12 protein-coding genes, 1 tRNA gene and 1 pseudogene are annotated in these 15,670 nt (G+C 58.5%); all 14 read right to left on the reverse strand.

Annotated features, from left to right (window positions below):
• Positions 1-170 (reverse strand): GTP-binding protein (locus OH705_RS26610; RefSeq protein WP_232888303.1); only part of this gene is annotated, 170 nt, incomplete at its 3' end.
• A 27-nt stretch (positions 171-197) separates the two neighbouring features.
• Positions 198-2,345 (reverse strand): elongation factor G, encoded by a 2,148-nt coding sequence (gene fusA / locus OH705_RS26615; RefSeq protein ID WP_023628751.1) that lies wholly within the window; start codon positions 2,343-2,345, stop codon positions 198-200.
• A 30-nt stretch (positions 2,346-2,375) separates the two neighbouring features.
• Positions 2,376-2,846, reverse strand: a complete 471-nt coding sequence (gene rpsG / locus OH705_RS26620) for a 30S ribosomal protein S7 (protein WP_023628750.1) — start codon at positions 2,844-2,846, stop codon at positions 2,376-2,378.
• 106 nt (positions 2,847-2,952) lie between these two features.
• On the reverse strand, positions 2,953-3,324 hold the full coding sequence (gene rpsL / locus OH705_RS26625) for a 30S ribosomal protein S12 (protein ID WP_003255492.1): 372 nt from the start codon (positions 3,322-3,324) through the stop codon (positions 2,953-2,955).
• A 211-nt stretch (positions 3,325-3,535) separates the two neighbouring features.
• The gene (gene rpoC / locus OH705_RS26630; RefSeq protein WP_038707242.1) at positions 3,536-7,735 is read right to left on the reverse strand and encodes a DNA-directed RNA polymerase subunit beta'; all 4,200 of its coding nucleotides are present in this window, start codon (positions 7,733-7,735) and stop codon (positions 3,536-3,538) included.
• 62 nt (positions 7,736-7,797) lie between these two features.
• Positions 7,798-11,871 carry a DNA-directed RNA polymerase subunit beta gene (gene rpoB / locus OH705_RS26635; protein WP_031314438.1) on the reverse strand — a complete coding sequence of 1,358 codons (4,074 nt, stop codon included), beginning with the start codon at positions 11,869-11,871 and terminating at the stop codon, positions 7,798-7,800.
• A 220-nt stretch (positions 11,872-12,091) separates the two neighbouring features.
• Entirely contained in the window at positions 12,092-12,457 is a 366-nt protein-coding gene (gene rplL / locus OH705_RS26640) for a 50S ribosomal protein L7/L12 (RefSeq protein WP_003255496.1), read from the reverse strand.
• A gap of 77 nt (positions 12,458-12,534) precedes the next feature.
• Positions 12,535-13,035 carry a 50S ribosomal protein L10 gene (gene rplJ, locus OH705_RS26645; RefSeq protein ID WP_023628748.1) on the reverse strand — a complete coding sequence of 167 codons (501 nt, stop codon included), beginning with the start codon at positions 13,033-13,035 and terminating at the stop codon, positions 12,535-12,537.
• A 198-nt stretch (positions 13,036-13,233) separates the two neighbouring features.
• A complete protein-coding gene (gene rplA, locus OH705_RS26650; protein WP_023628747.1) occupies positions 13,234-13,929 on the reverse strand; it encodes a 50S ribosomal protein L1 in 696 nt (231 codons plus the stop codon).
• Positions 13,929-14,360: a 50S ribosomal protein L11 gene (gene rplK / locus OH705_RS26655; RefSeq protein ID WP_011531881.1), complete on the reverse strand. Its 432-nt coding sequence runs from the start codon at positions 14,358-14,360 to the stop codon at positions 13,929-13,931. Before rplK ends, rplA begins: the two co-directional genes overlap by 1 nt.
• Positions 14,361-14,479: 119 nt before the next feature.
• On the reverse strand, positions 14,480-15,013 hold the full coding sequence (nusG, locus tag OH705_RS26660; protein WP_023628746.1) for a transcription termination/antitermination protein NusG: 534 nt from the start codon (positions 15,011-15,013) through the stop codon (positions 14,480-14,482).
• Between the two features lie 9 nt (positions 15,014-15,022).
• Positions 15,023-15,391: a preprotein translocase subunit SecE gene (gene secE, locus OH705_RS26665; RefSeq protein ID WP_023628745.1), complete on the reverse strand. Its 369-nt coding sequence runs from the start codon at positions 15,389-15,391 to the stop codon at positions 15,023-15,025.
• 44 nt (positions 15,392-15,435) lie between these two features.
• Positions 15,436-15,511: transfer RNA gene (locus tag OH705_RS26670), tRNA-Trp, on the reverse strand.
• Between the two features lie 54 nt (positions 15,512-15,565).
• Positions 15,566-15,670 (reverse strand): annotated as a pseudogene (locus OH705_RS26675) (elongation factor Tu); the annotation flags it as partial.

Below are 15,670 nucleotides of genomic sequence, written 5' to 3' on the forward strand. Positions count from 1 at the left end.
TTTTCTTCCGGAGCCGAGTCGATCTTGTCGAACTCAACGACGGCCGAACCGAAAACTTCGGAGCAGACGCGGGTCAGAGCTGCGGTCAGAGTGGTCTTACCGTGGTCAACGTGGCCGATGGTGCCGACGTTAACGTGGGGAAGGGAACGATCAAATTTTTCTTTAGCCACGACAGTGAACCTCTTGCCTAAAGGGGATTAGCCTTGTTTTTTAACGAGTGCTTCGACGATGTTCGACGGAGCTTCGGCGTATTTGGAGAATTCCATGGAGTAGCTTGCGCGACCCTGAGACATGGAACGAACGTCGGTTGCGTAACCGAACATCTCTCCGAGCGGTACCTCAGCAGTGATTACCTTGCCGGACACCGAGTCTTCATTACCCTGGATCATCCCGCGACGACGGCTCAGGTCACCCATCACGTCACCCAGGTAGTCTTCCGGGGTTACAACTTCGACCTTCATGATCGGCTCAAGGACCACGCCACCACCCTTCTGGGCCAGTTGCTTGGTCGCCATCGAAGCGGCGATCTTGAACGCCATTTCGTTGGAGTCGACATCGTGGTACGAACCGTCGAATACCGTAGCCTTCAGGCCGAGCAGCGGATAGCCGGCAACAACGCCGTTTTTCATCTGCTCTTCGATACCCTTCTGGATCGGGGCGATGAATTCCTTAGGAATCACACCACCAACGACTTCGTTGGTGAACACCAGACCTTCGGTGATGTTGCCCTTGTCGTCGACGTCCGGCTCCGAGAAACGGATCCAGCAGTGACCGAACTGACCACGACCACCCGACTGACGAACGAACTTGCCTTCGATCTCGACGTTGGACTTGGTGATCTTCTCGCGGTACGAAACCTGCGGCTTGCCGACGTTGCACTCGACGTTGAACTCGCGCTTCATGCGGTCAACGAGGATGTCCAGGTGCAGCTCACCCATACCGGAGATGATGGTCTGGCCGGTTTCTTCGTCGGTCTTGACGCGGAACGACGGGTCTTCCTGGGCAAGCTTGCCCAGCGCGATACCCATCTTCTCCTGGTCAGCCTTGGTTTTCGGCTCTACGGAGAGCGAAATTACAGGCTCAGGGAAGTCCATACGCTCGAGGATGATCGGCTTGTCGGCGTTGCACAGGGTGTCACCGGTGGTGACGTCCTTCATGCCGATCAGAGCAGCGATGTCGCCAGCGCGCACTTCCTTGATCTCTTCACGCTGGTTAGCGTGCATCTGCACCATACGACCAACGCGCTCTTTCTTGCCCTTGACCGAGTTGATGACGGAGTCACCGGAGGTCAGGAAGCCCGAGTAAACGCGGACGAAGGTCAGAGTACCAACGAACGGGTCGGTAGCGATCTTGAACGCCAACGCCGAAAACGGCTCGTTGTCGTCAGCAGGACGCTCGTCGTACTGTTCTGCAGTGACTTCGTCCTTCGGCACGTCGATCAGATCAGGGTGGATACCCTTGATCGCAGGGATCTCGGTTGGCGCAGGCAGGAAGTCGATAACGGCGTCGAGAACCAGGGGAACGCCCTTGTTCTTGAACGAGGAACCGCAGACAGCAGGAACGATCTCGCTCGCCAGGGTACGGGCGCGCAGACCAGCCTTGATGTCTTCGACGGACAGGTCACCTTCTTCAAGGTACTTGTTCATCAGTTCTTCGTTGGCCTCGGCAGCAGCCTCGACCATGTTGCTGCGCCATTCGTTGGCCAGGTCCACCAGCTCGGCAGGAATTTCTTCCTCGCGGTAGGTAGTACCTTTGTCGTCGTCGTTCCAGTAGATGGCTTTCATCTTGATCAGGTCAACCTGACCCTGGAAGTCGTCTTCCGCACCGATAGCCAGCTGGACCGGAACCGGGGTGTGACCCAGACGGTTCTTGATCTGACCGACAACGCGCAGGAAGTTGGCACCAGCACGGTCCATCTTGTTCACGTAGACAACACGTGGAACGCCGTACTTGTTGGCCTGACGCCATACGGTTTCGGACTGCGGCTCAACGCCGGAGGTACCGCAGAACACAACGACCGCGCCGTCGAGTACGCGCAGCGAACGCTCAACTTCAATGGTGAAGTCAACGTGGCCGGGGGTATCGATGACGTTTACGCGGTAGTTGTCGTACTGACCACGGGAACCCTTCCAGAAGGTGGTAACGGCAGCGGAGGTAATGGTGATACCGCGCTCCTGCTCCTGCACCATCCAGTCGGTGGTCGCGGCGCCGTCATGCACCTCGCCCATCTTGTGGCTCAGACCTGTGTAGAACAGGATCCGCTCGGTAGTGGTGGTCTTGCCCGCGTCAACGTGGGCACAGATACCAATGTTACGGTAGCGGTTAATTGCTGTAGTACGAGCCATAAAGCCCTCGCAAAATGATTGATGCTTGAATTAGAAGCGGTAGTGCGAGAACGCTTTGTTGGCTTCAGCCATACGGTGAACGTCTTCACGCTTCTTGACTGCAGCACCTTTGCCTTCGGCAGCATCCAGCAGTTCACCGGCCAGGCGCAGAGCCATCGACTTCTCGCCGCGCTTGCGGGCGTAGTCTACGAGCCAGCGCATTGCCAGAGCGTTACGACGGGACGGACGAACTTCAACCGGGACCTGGTAAGTGGCACCGCCGACACGGCGGGACTTTACTTCGACCAGCGGAGCGATGGCGTCGAGAGCTTTCTCGAAGATTTCCAGGGGGTCGCTGTTCTTGCGTGCTTTGACTGCGTCCAGGGCACCGTAAACGATGCGCTCGGCCACGGCCTTCTTGCCGCTTTCCATCACGTGGTTCATGAACTTGGCGAGGATCTGGGATCCGTACTTCGGATCGTCCAGGATCTCACGTTTTGCTGCTACACGACGTCTTGGCATGATAAGCCCTCAAACGGTCTTCAGGTTAGCCCGGGACGTGGGTCTTCGACCCCTGCCCGACCTTACTCTTATCGACTCAAAAAATTGGATATGTGCAAACGGCCGATTACTTCGGACGCTTGGTACCGTACTTCGAACGACCCTGGTTACGGCCTTTGACGCCCGAAGTATCCAGAGAGCCGCGAACGGTGTGGTAACGAACACCTGGCAAGTCTTTTACACGGCCGCCACGAATCAGGACGACGCTGTGCTCTTGCAGGTTGTGGCCTTCACCACCGATGTACGAGGAAACCTCGAAACCGTTGGTCAGACGCACACGGCATACTTTACGCAGTGCCGAGTTAGGTTTTTTCGGCGTGGTGGTGTACACGCGGGTGCACACGCCACGACGCTGCGGGCAGTTCTGCAGCGCAGGAACGTCGGACTTCTCGACCGAACGCTTACGCGGCTGACGTACCAGCTGGTTGATAGTTGCCATCTACTAGCTCCACTGATTGTCTTGCGACTCTATTGTCTTGCAAGAAAGCCAAAAATTGGCGAGACGGAGCCTCACCAAATTTAAGGGTACAAAAGTCTAAAGAGGATCTTGCACCCAGTCAAGACGAGGCCCCGGCCCTCCTCGCCCGGTCATCGGCAACAAATCATGTCGCCGATGCCCGCCCGAGGCTTGCCGGGGCCCTGCCCTGTACTTAGTTACCGCTGGAATTCAGTGCTTCGGTCAGTGCGGCTTCCACCTCACTGGCGCTCACACGCAGCGGTTTGTCGGCATCACGGCGACGCTTGCGCTCGCTGTGGTAGGCCAGACCGGTACCGGCCGGGATCAGACGACCCACGACCACGTTCTCTTTCAGGCCGCGCAGGTAGTCACGCTTGCCGGTTACCGCCGCCTCGGTCAGTACACGGGTGGTTTCCTGGAAGGAAGCCGCCGAGATGAACGATTCGGTGGACAGCGAAGCCTTGGTGATACCCAGCAACACACGGGTGAACTTGGAGATGAACTTGTCTTCGCCGGCGAGACGCTCGTTCTCTACCAGGACCTGAGTCAGTTCCATCTGGTCGCCCTTGATGAAGCTGGAATCGCCCGACTCGGAGATCTCGACCTTGCGCAGCATCTGACGCAGGATGGTCTCGATATGCTTGTCGTTGATCTTCACGCCTTGCAGACGGTAAACGTCTTGGATCTCGTTGACGATGTACTTCGCCAGCGCGCTCACACCCAGCAGACGCAGGATGTCGTGCGGATCGCTCGGACCGTCGGAGATAACTTCGCCGCGGTTGACCTGTTCGCCTTCGAAGACGTTCAGATGGCGCCACTTCGGAATCAGCTCTTCATACGGATCGCTACCGTCGGTCGGAGTGATGACCAGGCGACGCTTGCCCTTAGTCTCTTTACCGAACGCGATGGTGCCGCTGACTTCAGCCAGGATCGAGGCTTCTTTCGGACGGCGCGCTTCGAACAAGTCGGCAACGCGTGGCAGACCACCGGTGATGTCACGGGTCTTCGACGTTTCTTGCGGGATACGCGCGATAACGTCACCGACGCCGATCTGGGCACCGTCAGCCACGCCGACGAGGGCGTTGGCCGGCAGGAAGTACTGGGCAGGTACGTCGGTACCTGGCAGGTACAGGTCCTTGCCATTGGCGTCGACCATCTTGATTGCCGGACGGATTTCCTTGCCTGCGGCAGGGCGATCCTTGACGTCCAGAACTTCAATGTTGGTCAAACCGGTCAGTTCGTCGGTCTGACGCTTGATGGTGATGTTTTCTTCCATGCCCACGAAGGTCACGGTACCTTTCAGCTCGGTAACGATCGGGTGGGTGTGCGGGTCCCACTTGGCGACGATGGCGCCAGCTTCGACCTTGTCACCTTCCTTGACCGAAATCACGGCACCGTAAGGCAGCTTGTAACGCTCACGCTCACGACCGAACTCGTCGGCAATCGCCAGCTCGCCGGAACGCGATACGGCAACCAGGTTACCGTCGGCACGCTCAACCTGTTTCAGGTTGTGCAGGCGCACCATACCGCCGTTCTTCACCTGGACGCTGTCAGCAGCCGAAGTACGGCTTGCAGCACCACCGATGTGGAACGTACGCATGGTCAGCTGGGTACCCGGCTCACCGATCGACTGCGCAGCGATAACGCCGACAGCTTCACCGATGTTCACCTGGTGACCACGAGCCAGGTCACGACCGTAGCACTTGGCGCAGATGCCGTAGCGGGTTTCGCAGCTGATCGGCGAACGCACGACGACTTCGTCGATGCTGTTCAGCTCGATGAACTCGACCCACTGCTCGTCGACCAGGGTACCGGCCGGAACGATGACGTCCTCGGTGCCTGGCTTGAATACGTCACGGGCGATGACACGACCCAGTACGCGCTCACCCAGCGGCTCGACAACGTCGCCGCCTTCGATGTGCGGGGTCATCAGCAGGCCCTGGTCGGTGCCGCAGTCGATCTCGGTCACGACCAGGTCCTGGGCAACGTCTACCAGACGGCGAGTCAGGTAACCGGAGTTCGCGGTTTTCAACGCGGTATCCGCCAGACCTTTACGAGCACCGTGAGTCGAGATGAAGTACTGCAGTACGCTCAGACCTTCACGGAAGTTCGCGGTGATCGGCGTCTCGATGATCGAGCCGTCCGGCTTGGCCATCAGGCCACGCATACCGGCCAGCTGACGGATCTGAGCGGCGGAACCACGCGCACCGGAGTCGGCCATCATGTACATCGAGTTGAAGGACTCTTGCTCGACTTCCTTGCCCTCGCGGTCGACGACCTTCTCTTTCGAGAGGTTGGCCATCATCGCCTTGGACACTTCGTCGTTCGCCTTGGACCACAAGTCGATGACCTTGTTGTACTTCTCGCCCTGGGTGACCAGGCCGGAGGCGTACTGGCTCTCGATTTCCTTCACTTCGTCGGTAGCGGTACCGATGATGCGGGCTTTCTCGTCCGGGATAACGAAGTCGTTAACGCCGATCGAAACGCCGGAAATGGTCGAGTAGGCAAAACCGGTGTACATCAGCTGGTCAGCGAAGATCACGGTCTCTTTCAGACCCACCACGCGGTAGCACTGGTTGATCAGCTTGGAGATCGCCTTCTTCTTCATCGACTGGTTGACGACGTCGAACGGCAGGCCGGCCGGTACTACCTGGAACAGCAGCGCACGGCCGACAGTGGTGTCGACGATACGGGTGTTCTTGGTGATGCTGCCATCACGGTCTTTCACGGTTTCGTTGATACGAACCTTGATTTTCGCGTGCAGGGCGGCTTCGCCGGCGCGGAAAACGCGGTCGACTTCCTGCAGGTCGGCGAATACGCGACCTTCGCCCTTGGCATTGATGGCTTCACGGGTCATGTAGTACAGACCCAGTACCACGTCCTGCGACGGAACGATGATTGGCTCACCGTTGGCTGGGGACAGGATGTTGTTGGTCGACATCATCAGCGCGCGCGCTTCGAGCTGGGCTTCCAGGGTCAGCGGCACGTGAACGGCCATCTGGTCACCGTCGAAGTCGGCGTTGTACGCGGCGCAGACCAGCGGGTGCAGCTGGATAGCCTTACCTTCGATCAGTACCGGTTCAAAGGCCTGGATACCCAGACGGTGCAGGGTCGGCGCACGGTTGAGCAGTACGGGGTGTTCGCGGATCACCTCGGCGAGAACGTCCCACACCTCCGGCAGCTCGCGCTCGACCATCTTCTTGGCAGCCTTGATGGTGGTCGCCAGACCACGCATTTCCAGCTTGCCGAAAATGAACGGCTTGAACAGCTCGAGGGCCATCTTCTTCGGCAGACCGCACTGGTGCAGACGCAGGGTCGGGCCTACGGTAATTACCGAACGACCGGAGTAGTCCACGCGCTTACCGAGCAAGTTCTGACGGAAGCGACCTTGCTTACCTTTGATCATGTCGGCCAGGGACTTCAGCGGACGCTTGTTCGAGCCAGTGATGGCGCGACCGCGACGGCCGTTGTCGAGCAGGGCGTCGACCGCTTCCTGCAGCATGCGCTTTTCGTTGCGCACGATGATGTCCGGCGCCGACAGATCGAGCAGGCGCTTCAGACGGTTGTTACGGTTGATCACCCGACGATACAGGTCGTTCAGGTCGGAGGTCGCGAAGCGGCCGCCATCCAGCGGAACCAGCGGACGCAGGTCCGGCGGCAGTACTGGCAGGACGGTCAGGACCATCCACTCAGGCAGGTTGCCCGACCCCTGGAAAGCTTCCATCAGCTTCAGGCGCTTGGACAGCTTCTTGATCTTGGTTTCCGAGTTGGTCTGCGGAATTTCTTCGCGCAGGCGGCCGATCTCGTGCTCCAGGTCGATAGCGTGCAGCAGCTCGCGGACAGCCTCGGCACCCATGCGGGCGTCGAAGTCGTCACCGAACTCTTCCAGCGCTTCGAAGTACTGCTCGTCGTTCAGCAGCTGGCCCTTCTCGAGGGTGGTCATGCCCGGATCGATCACCACGTAGCTCTCGAAGTAGAGCACGCGCTCGATGTCACGCAGGGTCATGTCCATCAGCAGGCCGATACGGGACGGCAGCGACTTCAGGAACCAGATGTGGGCAACCGGCGAGGCCAGTTCGATGTGCGCCATGCGCTCACGACGAACCTTGGCCAGGGCAACTTCAACGCCGCACTTCTCGCAGATCACGCCGCGGTGCTTGAGGCGCTTGTACTTGCCGCACAGGCACTCGTAGTCCTTGACTGGGCCAAAGATCTTGGCGCAGAACAGGCCGTCACGCTCAGGCTTGAACGTACGGTAGTTGATGGTTTCCGGCTTCTTGACTTCACCGAACGACCACGAACGGATCATTTCAGGCGACGCCAGACCGATGCGGATGGCGTCGAACTCTTCGACTTGACCCTGGTTTTTCAGCAAATTCAGTAGGTCTTTCAAGGCCTTTCCTCCTGGCGGAGCAGGGAGTGGGCATTACCTGCCCACTCCCCTCGCGTCACGTGTTATTCGGTTTCCAGATCGATATCGATACCGAGGGAACGGATCTCTTTGATCAACACGTTGAAGGACTCGGGCATGCCCGGCTCCATACGGTGATCGCCATCCACGATGTTCTTGTACATCTTGGTACGGCCGTTCACGTCGTCCGACTTCACTGTGAGCATTTCTTGCAGGGTGTATGCCGCGCCATATGCCTCCAGCGCCCACACTTCCATCTCCCCGAAACGCTGACCACCGAACTGCGCCTTACCACCCAGCGGCTGCTGGGTAACCAGGCTGTACGAACCAGTGGAACGCGCGTGCATCTTGTCGTCCACCAAGTGGTTCAGCTTGAGCATGTACATGTAACCAACGGTCACCGGACGCTCGAACTTGTTGCCGGTACGGCCATCGAACAGCACCATCTGGCCGCTCTCTGGCAGATCAGCCAGTTTCAGCATGGCCTTGATCTCACGCTCCTTGGCACCGTCGAAGACTGGAGTGGCCATTGGCACGCCTTTCTTCAGGTTGTTCGCCAGGGCGATGATCTCTTCGTCGGTGAACTCTTCCAGGTTCTCCTGACGACCACCGATCTCGTTGTAGATCTCGGTGAGGAAGGTGCGCAGTTCAGCGGCTTTGCGCTGCTCTTCGATCATGCGGTCGATCTTCTCGCCCAGGCCCTTGGCCGCGAGGCCCAGGTGGGTTTCAAGGATCTGACCGACGTTCATACGCGAAGGTACGCCCAGCGGGTTCAGTACGACGTCGACCGGAGTACCGTTGGCGTCGTGCGGCATGTCTTCGACCGGCATGATTACCGAGACGACACCCTTGTTACCGTGACGACCGGCCATCTTGTCACCCGGCTGGATGCGACGGCGAATTGCCAGGTAGACCTTGACGATCTTCAGTACGCCCGGAGCCAGGTCATCGCCCTGCTGCAGCTTGCGCTTCTTGTCTTCGAACTTGTCGTCCAGCAGACGACGGCGATCGACGATGTACTGCTGAGCCTTTTCCAGCTGCTCGTTCAGTGCATCTTCGGCCATGCGCAGTTTGAACCACTGGCCGTGCTCCAGACCGTTCAGCACGTCGTCGCTGATCACGGTGCCTTTCTTCAGGCCCGCGCCACCGTCGACCACCTGGCCGTTCAGAGCCGAACGCAGACGCTCGAAGGTCGCGCCTTCGACGATGCGGAACTCTTCGTTGAGGTCCTTGCGGATCTCGTCCAGTTGCATCTTCTCGATGGCCAAGGCGCGACTGTCGCGCTCGACGCCATCACGGGTGAAGACCTGTACATCGATGACGGTACCCTTGGTGCCGGTCGGCACACGCAGGGAGGTGTCTTTAACGTCGCTGGCCTTCTCACCGAAGATCGCACGCAGCAGTTTTTCTTCCGGAGTCAGCTGGGTCTCGCCTTTCGGAGTGACCTTGCCGACCAGGATGTCGCCAGCGCCGACTTCGGCACCCACATAGACGATACCGGCTTCGTCCAGCTTGTTCAGCGCAGCTTCACCGACGTTCGGGATATCCGCGGTGATTTCCTCTGGGCCAAGCTTGGTGTCACGGGCCACACAGGTCAGTTCCTGGATGTGGATCGTGGTGAAGCGGTCTTCCTGAACCACACGCTCGGACAGGCAGATGGAGTCTTCGAAGTTGAAGCCGTTCCACGCCATGAACGCGATGCGCATGTTCTGACCCAGTGCCAGTTCACCCATGTCGGTGGACGGGCCGTCGGCCATGATGTCGCCACGCGCAACCTTGTCACCCTTGCTGACCAGCGGACGCTGGTTGATGCAGGTGTTCTGGTTGGAGCGGGTGTATTTGGTCAGGTTGTAGATATCCACACCTGCTTCACCGGTCTCGACTTCGTCGTCGGCAACACGCACGACAATACGGCTGGCGTCGACCGAGTCGATCACACCACCGCGACGAGCAACCACGCAGACGCCGGAGTCACGGGCAACGTTGCGCTCCATGCCGGTACCTACCAGCGGCTTGTCGGCGCGCAGGGTCGGTACAGCCTGACGCTGCATGTTGGAACCCATCAACGCACGGTTGGCGTCGTCGTGCTCGAGGAACGGAATCAGCGACGCGGCAACCGAAACTACCTGCTTCGGTGAAACGTCCATCAGGGTGACGTCTTCCGGCGCCTTGACGGTGAATTCGTTCAGGTGACGAACAGCTACCAGCTCATCGATCAGCTGCTTCTTGTCGTTCATCGCGGCCGAAGCCTGGGCAATCACGTGATCGGCTTCTTCGATGGCGGACAGGAACACGATGTCGTCGCTGACCACGCCTTCCTTCACCACGCGGTACGGGCTTTCCAGGAAGCCGTACTGGTTGGTGCGGGCATAGGCCGCCAGGGAGTTGATCAGACCGATGTTCGGACCTTCAGGGGTCTCGATCGGGCACACGCGGCCGTAGTGAGTCGGGTGTACGTCACGGACTTCGAAGCCAGCACGCTCACGGGTCAGACCACCAGGGCCGAGTGCGGAAACGCGGCGCTTGTGGGTGATCTCGGAAAGCGGGTTGTTCTGGTCCATGAACTGCGAGAGCTGGCTGGAACCGAAGAACTCTTTCACCGCCGCCGCAACCGGCTTGGCGTTGATCAGGTCCTGCGGCATCAGGCCTTCGCTTTCAGCCATCGACAGACGCTCTTTGACCGCGCGCTCAACACGCACCAGGCCAACGCGGAACTGGTTCTCGGCCATCTCGCCGACGCAACGGACGCGACGGTTACCCAGGTGGTCGATGTCGTCGACGATGCCTTTGCCGTTACGGATATCGACCAGAGTCTTGAGGACCTCGACGATGTCTTCCTTGCTCAGCACGCCCGAACCTTCGATCTCGGTGCGACCGATACGACGGTTGAACTTCATGCGGCCAACGGCGGACAGGTCGTAACGCTCGGCGCTGAAGAACAGGTTGTTGAACAGGGTCTCGGCGGCGTCCTTGGTTGGTGGCTCGCCTGGACGCATCATGCGGTAGATCTCGACCAGCGCTTCCAGTTGGTTGCTGGTGGTGTCGATCTTCAGGGTGTCGGAGATGAACGGACCGCAGTCGATGTCGTTGGTGTACAGCGTCTCGACGCGAACGACCTGGGCCTTGGCGATCTTCACCAGCAGGTCGGTGGTCAGCTCGGTGTTGCACTCGGCAATGATCTCGCCGGTAGCCGGATGCACGATCGCCTTGGCGGTGGTGCGACCCAGTACGTACTCCAGCGGAACGTCCAGCTCTTTCACGCCAGCTTTTTCCAGCTGGTTGATGTGGCGCGCGGTAATACGGCGGCCTTGCTCGACGATGACCTTGCCGCTGTCGTCATGGATATCCATGACCGCAACTTCACCCCGCAGACGCTGAGGCACCAGCTCCAGGCTGAGCTTCTCGCCGGAAAGGTGGAATACGTTGGTGGTGTAGAAGGTGTTCAGAACCTCTTCGGTGCTGTAACCCAGGGCACGCAGCAGTACCGAGGCCGGCAGTTTGCGGCGACGGTCGATACGTACGAACACGCAGTCTTTCGGGTCGAACTCGAAGTCCAGCCACGAACCGCGGTAAGGGATGATGCGCGCGGAGTACAGCAGCTTACCGGAGCTGTGCGTCTTGCCACGGTCGTGGTCGAAGAACACACCAGGCGAACGGTGCAGCTGGGATACGATCACACGCTCGGTACCGTTGATAACGAAGGTACCGTTTTCAGTCATCAGGGGGATTTCACCCATGTAGACTTCTTGCTCTTTGATGTCCTTGATCGCTTTATTCGACGATTCCTTGTCGAAGATGATCAGGCGCACCTTCACCCGCAGCGGGACCGCGAAGGTCACACCGCGCAGGACACATTCCTTCACATCGAAAGCCGGCTCGCCCAGGCGATAGCCGACGTACTCCAGGGCAGCATTGCCGGAGTAGCTGATGATCGGGAATACCGATTTGAAGGCCGCATGCAGACCGACGTCGCGGAACTGATCCTTGGATGCTCCCGCCTGCAGGAATTCGCGATACGAATCCAGCTGGATGGCCAGGAGGTACGGCACATCCATGACGTCCGGCAACTTGCTAAAGTCCTTGCGGATACGTTTTTTCTCAGTGTATGAGTAAGCCATCAGCATTCCCCAGCTTGGTCACCTGCTTGTTTGGCATCTCCCGGCGGGAGCAGCCAGAAAATCGTGCAAACCCTTTGGTTTGCGCCACCCTCTTGGGTGTCTTGCAGCTCGTTATCGGGGCCGACCTGATCGGCCACCAATAACGGAAAAAGGCCGGTGGCATAAGCCACCAGCCATCAGCCCTTCGCTTGACGCTCGGGCTGGCATCGCAAAGTCGAAATTACTTCAGCTCGACTTTAGCGCCTGCTTCTTCCAGCTTCTTCTTAGCGTCTTCAGCGGCTTCTTTCGAAACGCCTTCAGCTACAACCTGAGGAGCGCCATCGACTTTCTCTTTGGCTTCTTTCAGGCCCAGACCAGTCAGCTCGCGAACGGCCTTGATCACGTTTACTTTCTTGTCGCCGGCTTCAACCAGAACAACGTTGAACTCGGTTTGCTCTTCAACAACGGCAGCGGCAGCAGCTGGGCCGGCAGCGGCAACAGCAGCGGTAACGCCGAAGGTTTCTTCCATTGCTTTGATCAGCTCAACAACTTCCAGAACGGTTTTCTGGCCGATTGCTTCGATGATTTGCTCGTTAGTCAGAGACATGACTTAAATCCTGTATTGGGGTGACAGCCTACGCAGCTATCAAATTAAACGTATGATTTGAAAGAGTTTCCGGTGCCTTAGGCAGCGGTGGCTTCTTTCTGGTCGCGAATGGCTGCCAGGGTACGGGCCAGCTTGCTGGTAGCGCCTTGGATCACGCTCATCAGCTTCGCGATGGCTTCGTCGCGGGTCGGCAGGGTAGCCAACACGTCGATCTGGTTCGCTGCAATGAACTTGCCGTCAAACGCAGCTGCCTTGATCTCGAACTTGTCCTGACCCTTGGCGAACTCTTTGAACAGACGAGCAGCGGCGCCCGGGTGTTCGTTGGAGAAAGCGATCAGGGTCGGGCCAGTGAAGGCGTCGTTGAGGACACTGAATTCAGTGTCGGCAACAGCGCGCTTGAGCAGGGTGTTACGTACGACACGTACGTATACGCCAGCTTCACGAGCCTCTTTACGGAGTCCGGTCATTGCGCCTACAGTCACACCACGGGCATCAGCCACGACAGCGGACAGAGCGACTTTGGCAGCCTCGTTGACTTCAGCGACGATGGCCTTCTTGTCTTCGAGTTTAATTGCCACGGGTAAAACTCCTGCTTGTTACCGTTTCATCTGGCCGAAGCCGGATGTCGTTTTGGTGTCTGATTCGGTAAGGAACCGGGAGCACCATCTGCGTAGGCTGGTTGTTTAAGGCTTGCGCCGCCTACGGTCTTGGATAGCCCCCGCCAGGCAGGGACCCCAATTTTTGCTGCCGGCGAGCTTACACCCGCCGGCATGGTCTTACACGTCCAGCGAGCTCTGATCGATGATCAGACCTGGGCCCATGGTGGTGCTCAGGGTAACGCGCTTGACGTAGATACCTTTCGAGGAAGCCGGCTTGATACGCTTCAGATCAGCGATCAGGGCTTCAACGTTTTCCTTCAGCTTGCCAGCTTCAAAGCCGATCTTGCCAACGGAGGTGTGGATGATACCGTTCTTGTCGGTACGGTAGCGAACCTGACCAGCCTTGGCGTTTTTCACGGCAGTGGCTACGTCTGGGGTAACGGTACCGACTTTCGGGTTAGGCATCAGGCCGCGAGGACCCAGAACCTGACCCAGCTGACCTACAACACGCATGGCATCAGGCGATGCGATGACGACGTCATAGTTCAGGTCGCCGCCTTTCATTTCGGCAGCCAGATCGTCCATACCTACGCGGTCAGCGCCGGCAGCCAGAGCGGCTTCAGCAGCCGGGCCCTGGGTGAAGACGGCAACACGTACGGTCTTGCCAGTGCCGTGCGGCAGCACGGTAGCGCTACGTACGACCTGGTCGGATTTACGCGGGTCAACACCGAGGTTGACGGCGATGTCGTAGGACTCGACGAACTTGGCAGCAGGCAGCGAGGCCAGCAGAGTTGCCGCTTCTTCGAAGTTGTAGGCCTTGCCTGCTTCGATTTTCTCGGCGATTGCCTTTTGGCGCTTGGTCAGCTTAGCCATTACACACCCTCCACGTTCAGGCCCATGCTGCGGGCAGAGCCAGCGATGGTGCGTACAGCAGCGTCCAGGTCAGCGGCAGTCAGGTCAGCCTGTTTGGCTTTCGCGATGTCTTCCAGCTGAGCGCGGGTAACGGTACCGACTTTAACGGTGTTCGGACGAGCCGAACCACTGGTCAGGCCAGCAGCTTTCTTCAGCAGAACCGAGGCAGGGGTGCTCTTGGTTTCGAAGGTGAAGCTACGGTCACTGTAGACAGTGATGATCACTGGAGTCGGCAGACCTGGCTCTTGACCCTGAGTACGGGCGTTGAAGGCCTTGCAGAATTCCATGATGTTAACACCGTGTTGACCCAGTGCTGGACCAACGGGTGGGCTTGGGTTGGCCTGGCCGGCCTTTACTTGCAGCTTGATGTAAGCCTGAATCTTCTTAGCCATGAGCTACTCCAAAATCGGGTACAAACGCCAGATGGCTCCCCGGATGACTTGCGTTTTATCCCAGTGACGACAAAACCCCGCAGCACATAGGGCTGCGGGGTATGGGATGCTTCGTCCTGCTAGACCTTCTCGACCTGGCCGAACTCGAGCTCCACCGGAGTAGAGCGACCGAAAATGAGCACTGCAACCTGCAGGCGGCTCTTTTCGTAGTTAACCTCTTCGACGGTGCCGTTGAAGTCAGCAAACGGACCATCAACGACTCGAACCACTTCACCCGGCTCGAACAACGTCTTCGGCTTCGGCTTGTCACTACCATCGGCAACGCGACGGAGGATGGCCTCGGCCTCTTTATCAGTGATCGGCGCAGGCTTGTCTGCGGTACCACCAATGAAACCCATGACTCGAGGGGTATCCTTGACAAGGTGCCAAGTCCCTTCGTTCATTTCCATCTGGACCAATACATAGCCAGGGAAGAATTTGCGCTCGCTCTTGCGCTTCTGGCCGTTGCGCATTTCAACGACTTCTTCGGTCGGGACCAGGATCTCGCCGAATTCGTCTTCCATGCCAGCCAGCTTGACGCGCTCGATCAGGGAGCGCATCACATGCTTCTCGTAACCCGAGTAAGCATGCACTACGTACCAACGCTTAGCCACGGGACACCCTTAGCCAACAATCAAGGAGACCGCCCAGCCGAGCAGGGAGTCGAGACCCCACAGCAGCAGCGCCATAACCAGAACAACAGCCACGACAATCAGCGTGGTCTGAGTGGTTTCTTGGCGGGTCGGCCACACGACTTTACGGATCTCGGTCCGCGCTTCCTTCGCCAGCGTGAAGAACGACTTACCCTTCGCAGTCTGCAAGGCAACGAAGCCAGCAACCGCAGCCAGGGCGAGAAGTGCAAGAACGCGGTACAGGATCGGCGACGCGGAGTAATACTGATTACCCACAACGGCGACAACCACCAAAGCCACTACAGCCAGCCACTTGAACAAGTCGAAACGCGATTCTTGGGCTTCAGTTTTGGGAGTCATCGGGGAGGATCCTGTAAGAAGAAAGCCAATCACACCGAGGTGAATGGCAGGTCAGGAGGGAATCGAACCCCCAACCTACGGTTTTGGAGACCGTCGCTCTGCCAATTGAGCTACTGACCTGTAACGCTGTATCAGGCCGGCCATTATACCGGCCTGATCAAGTAAATCAACTACTTATTCGATAATTTTTGCTACGACACCAGCGCCGACGGTACGACCGCCTTCACGGATGGCGAAACGCAGACCGTCTTCCATTGCGATGGTCTTGATCAGGGTGAC

It is taken from the genome of Pseudomonas sp. BJa3, from assembly GCF_026343815.1.
GTDB lineage: Bacteria > Pseudomonadota > Gammaproteobacteria > Pseudomonadales > Pseudomonadaceae > Aquipseudomonas > Aquipseudomonas soli.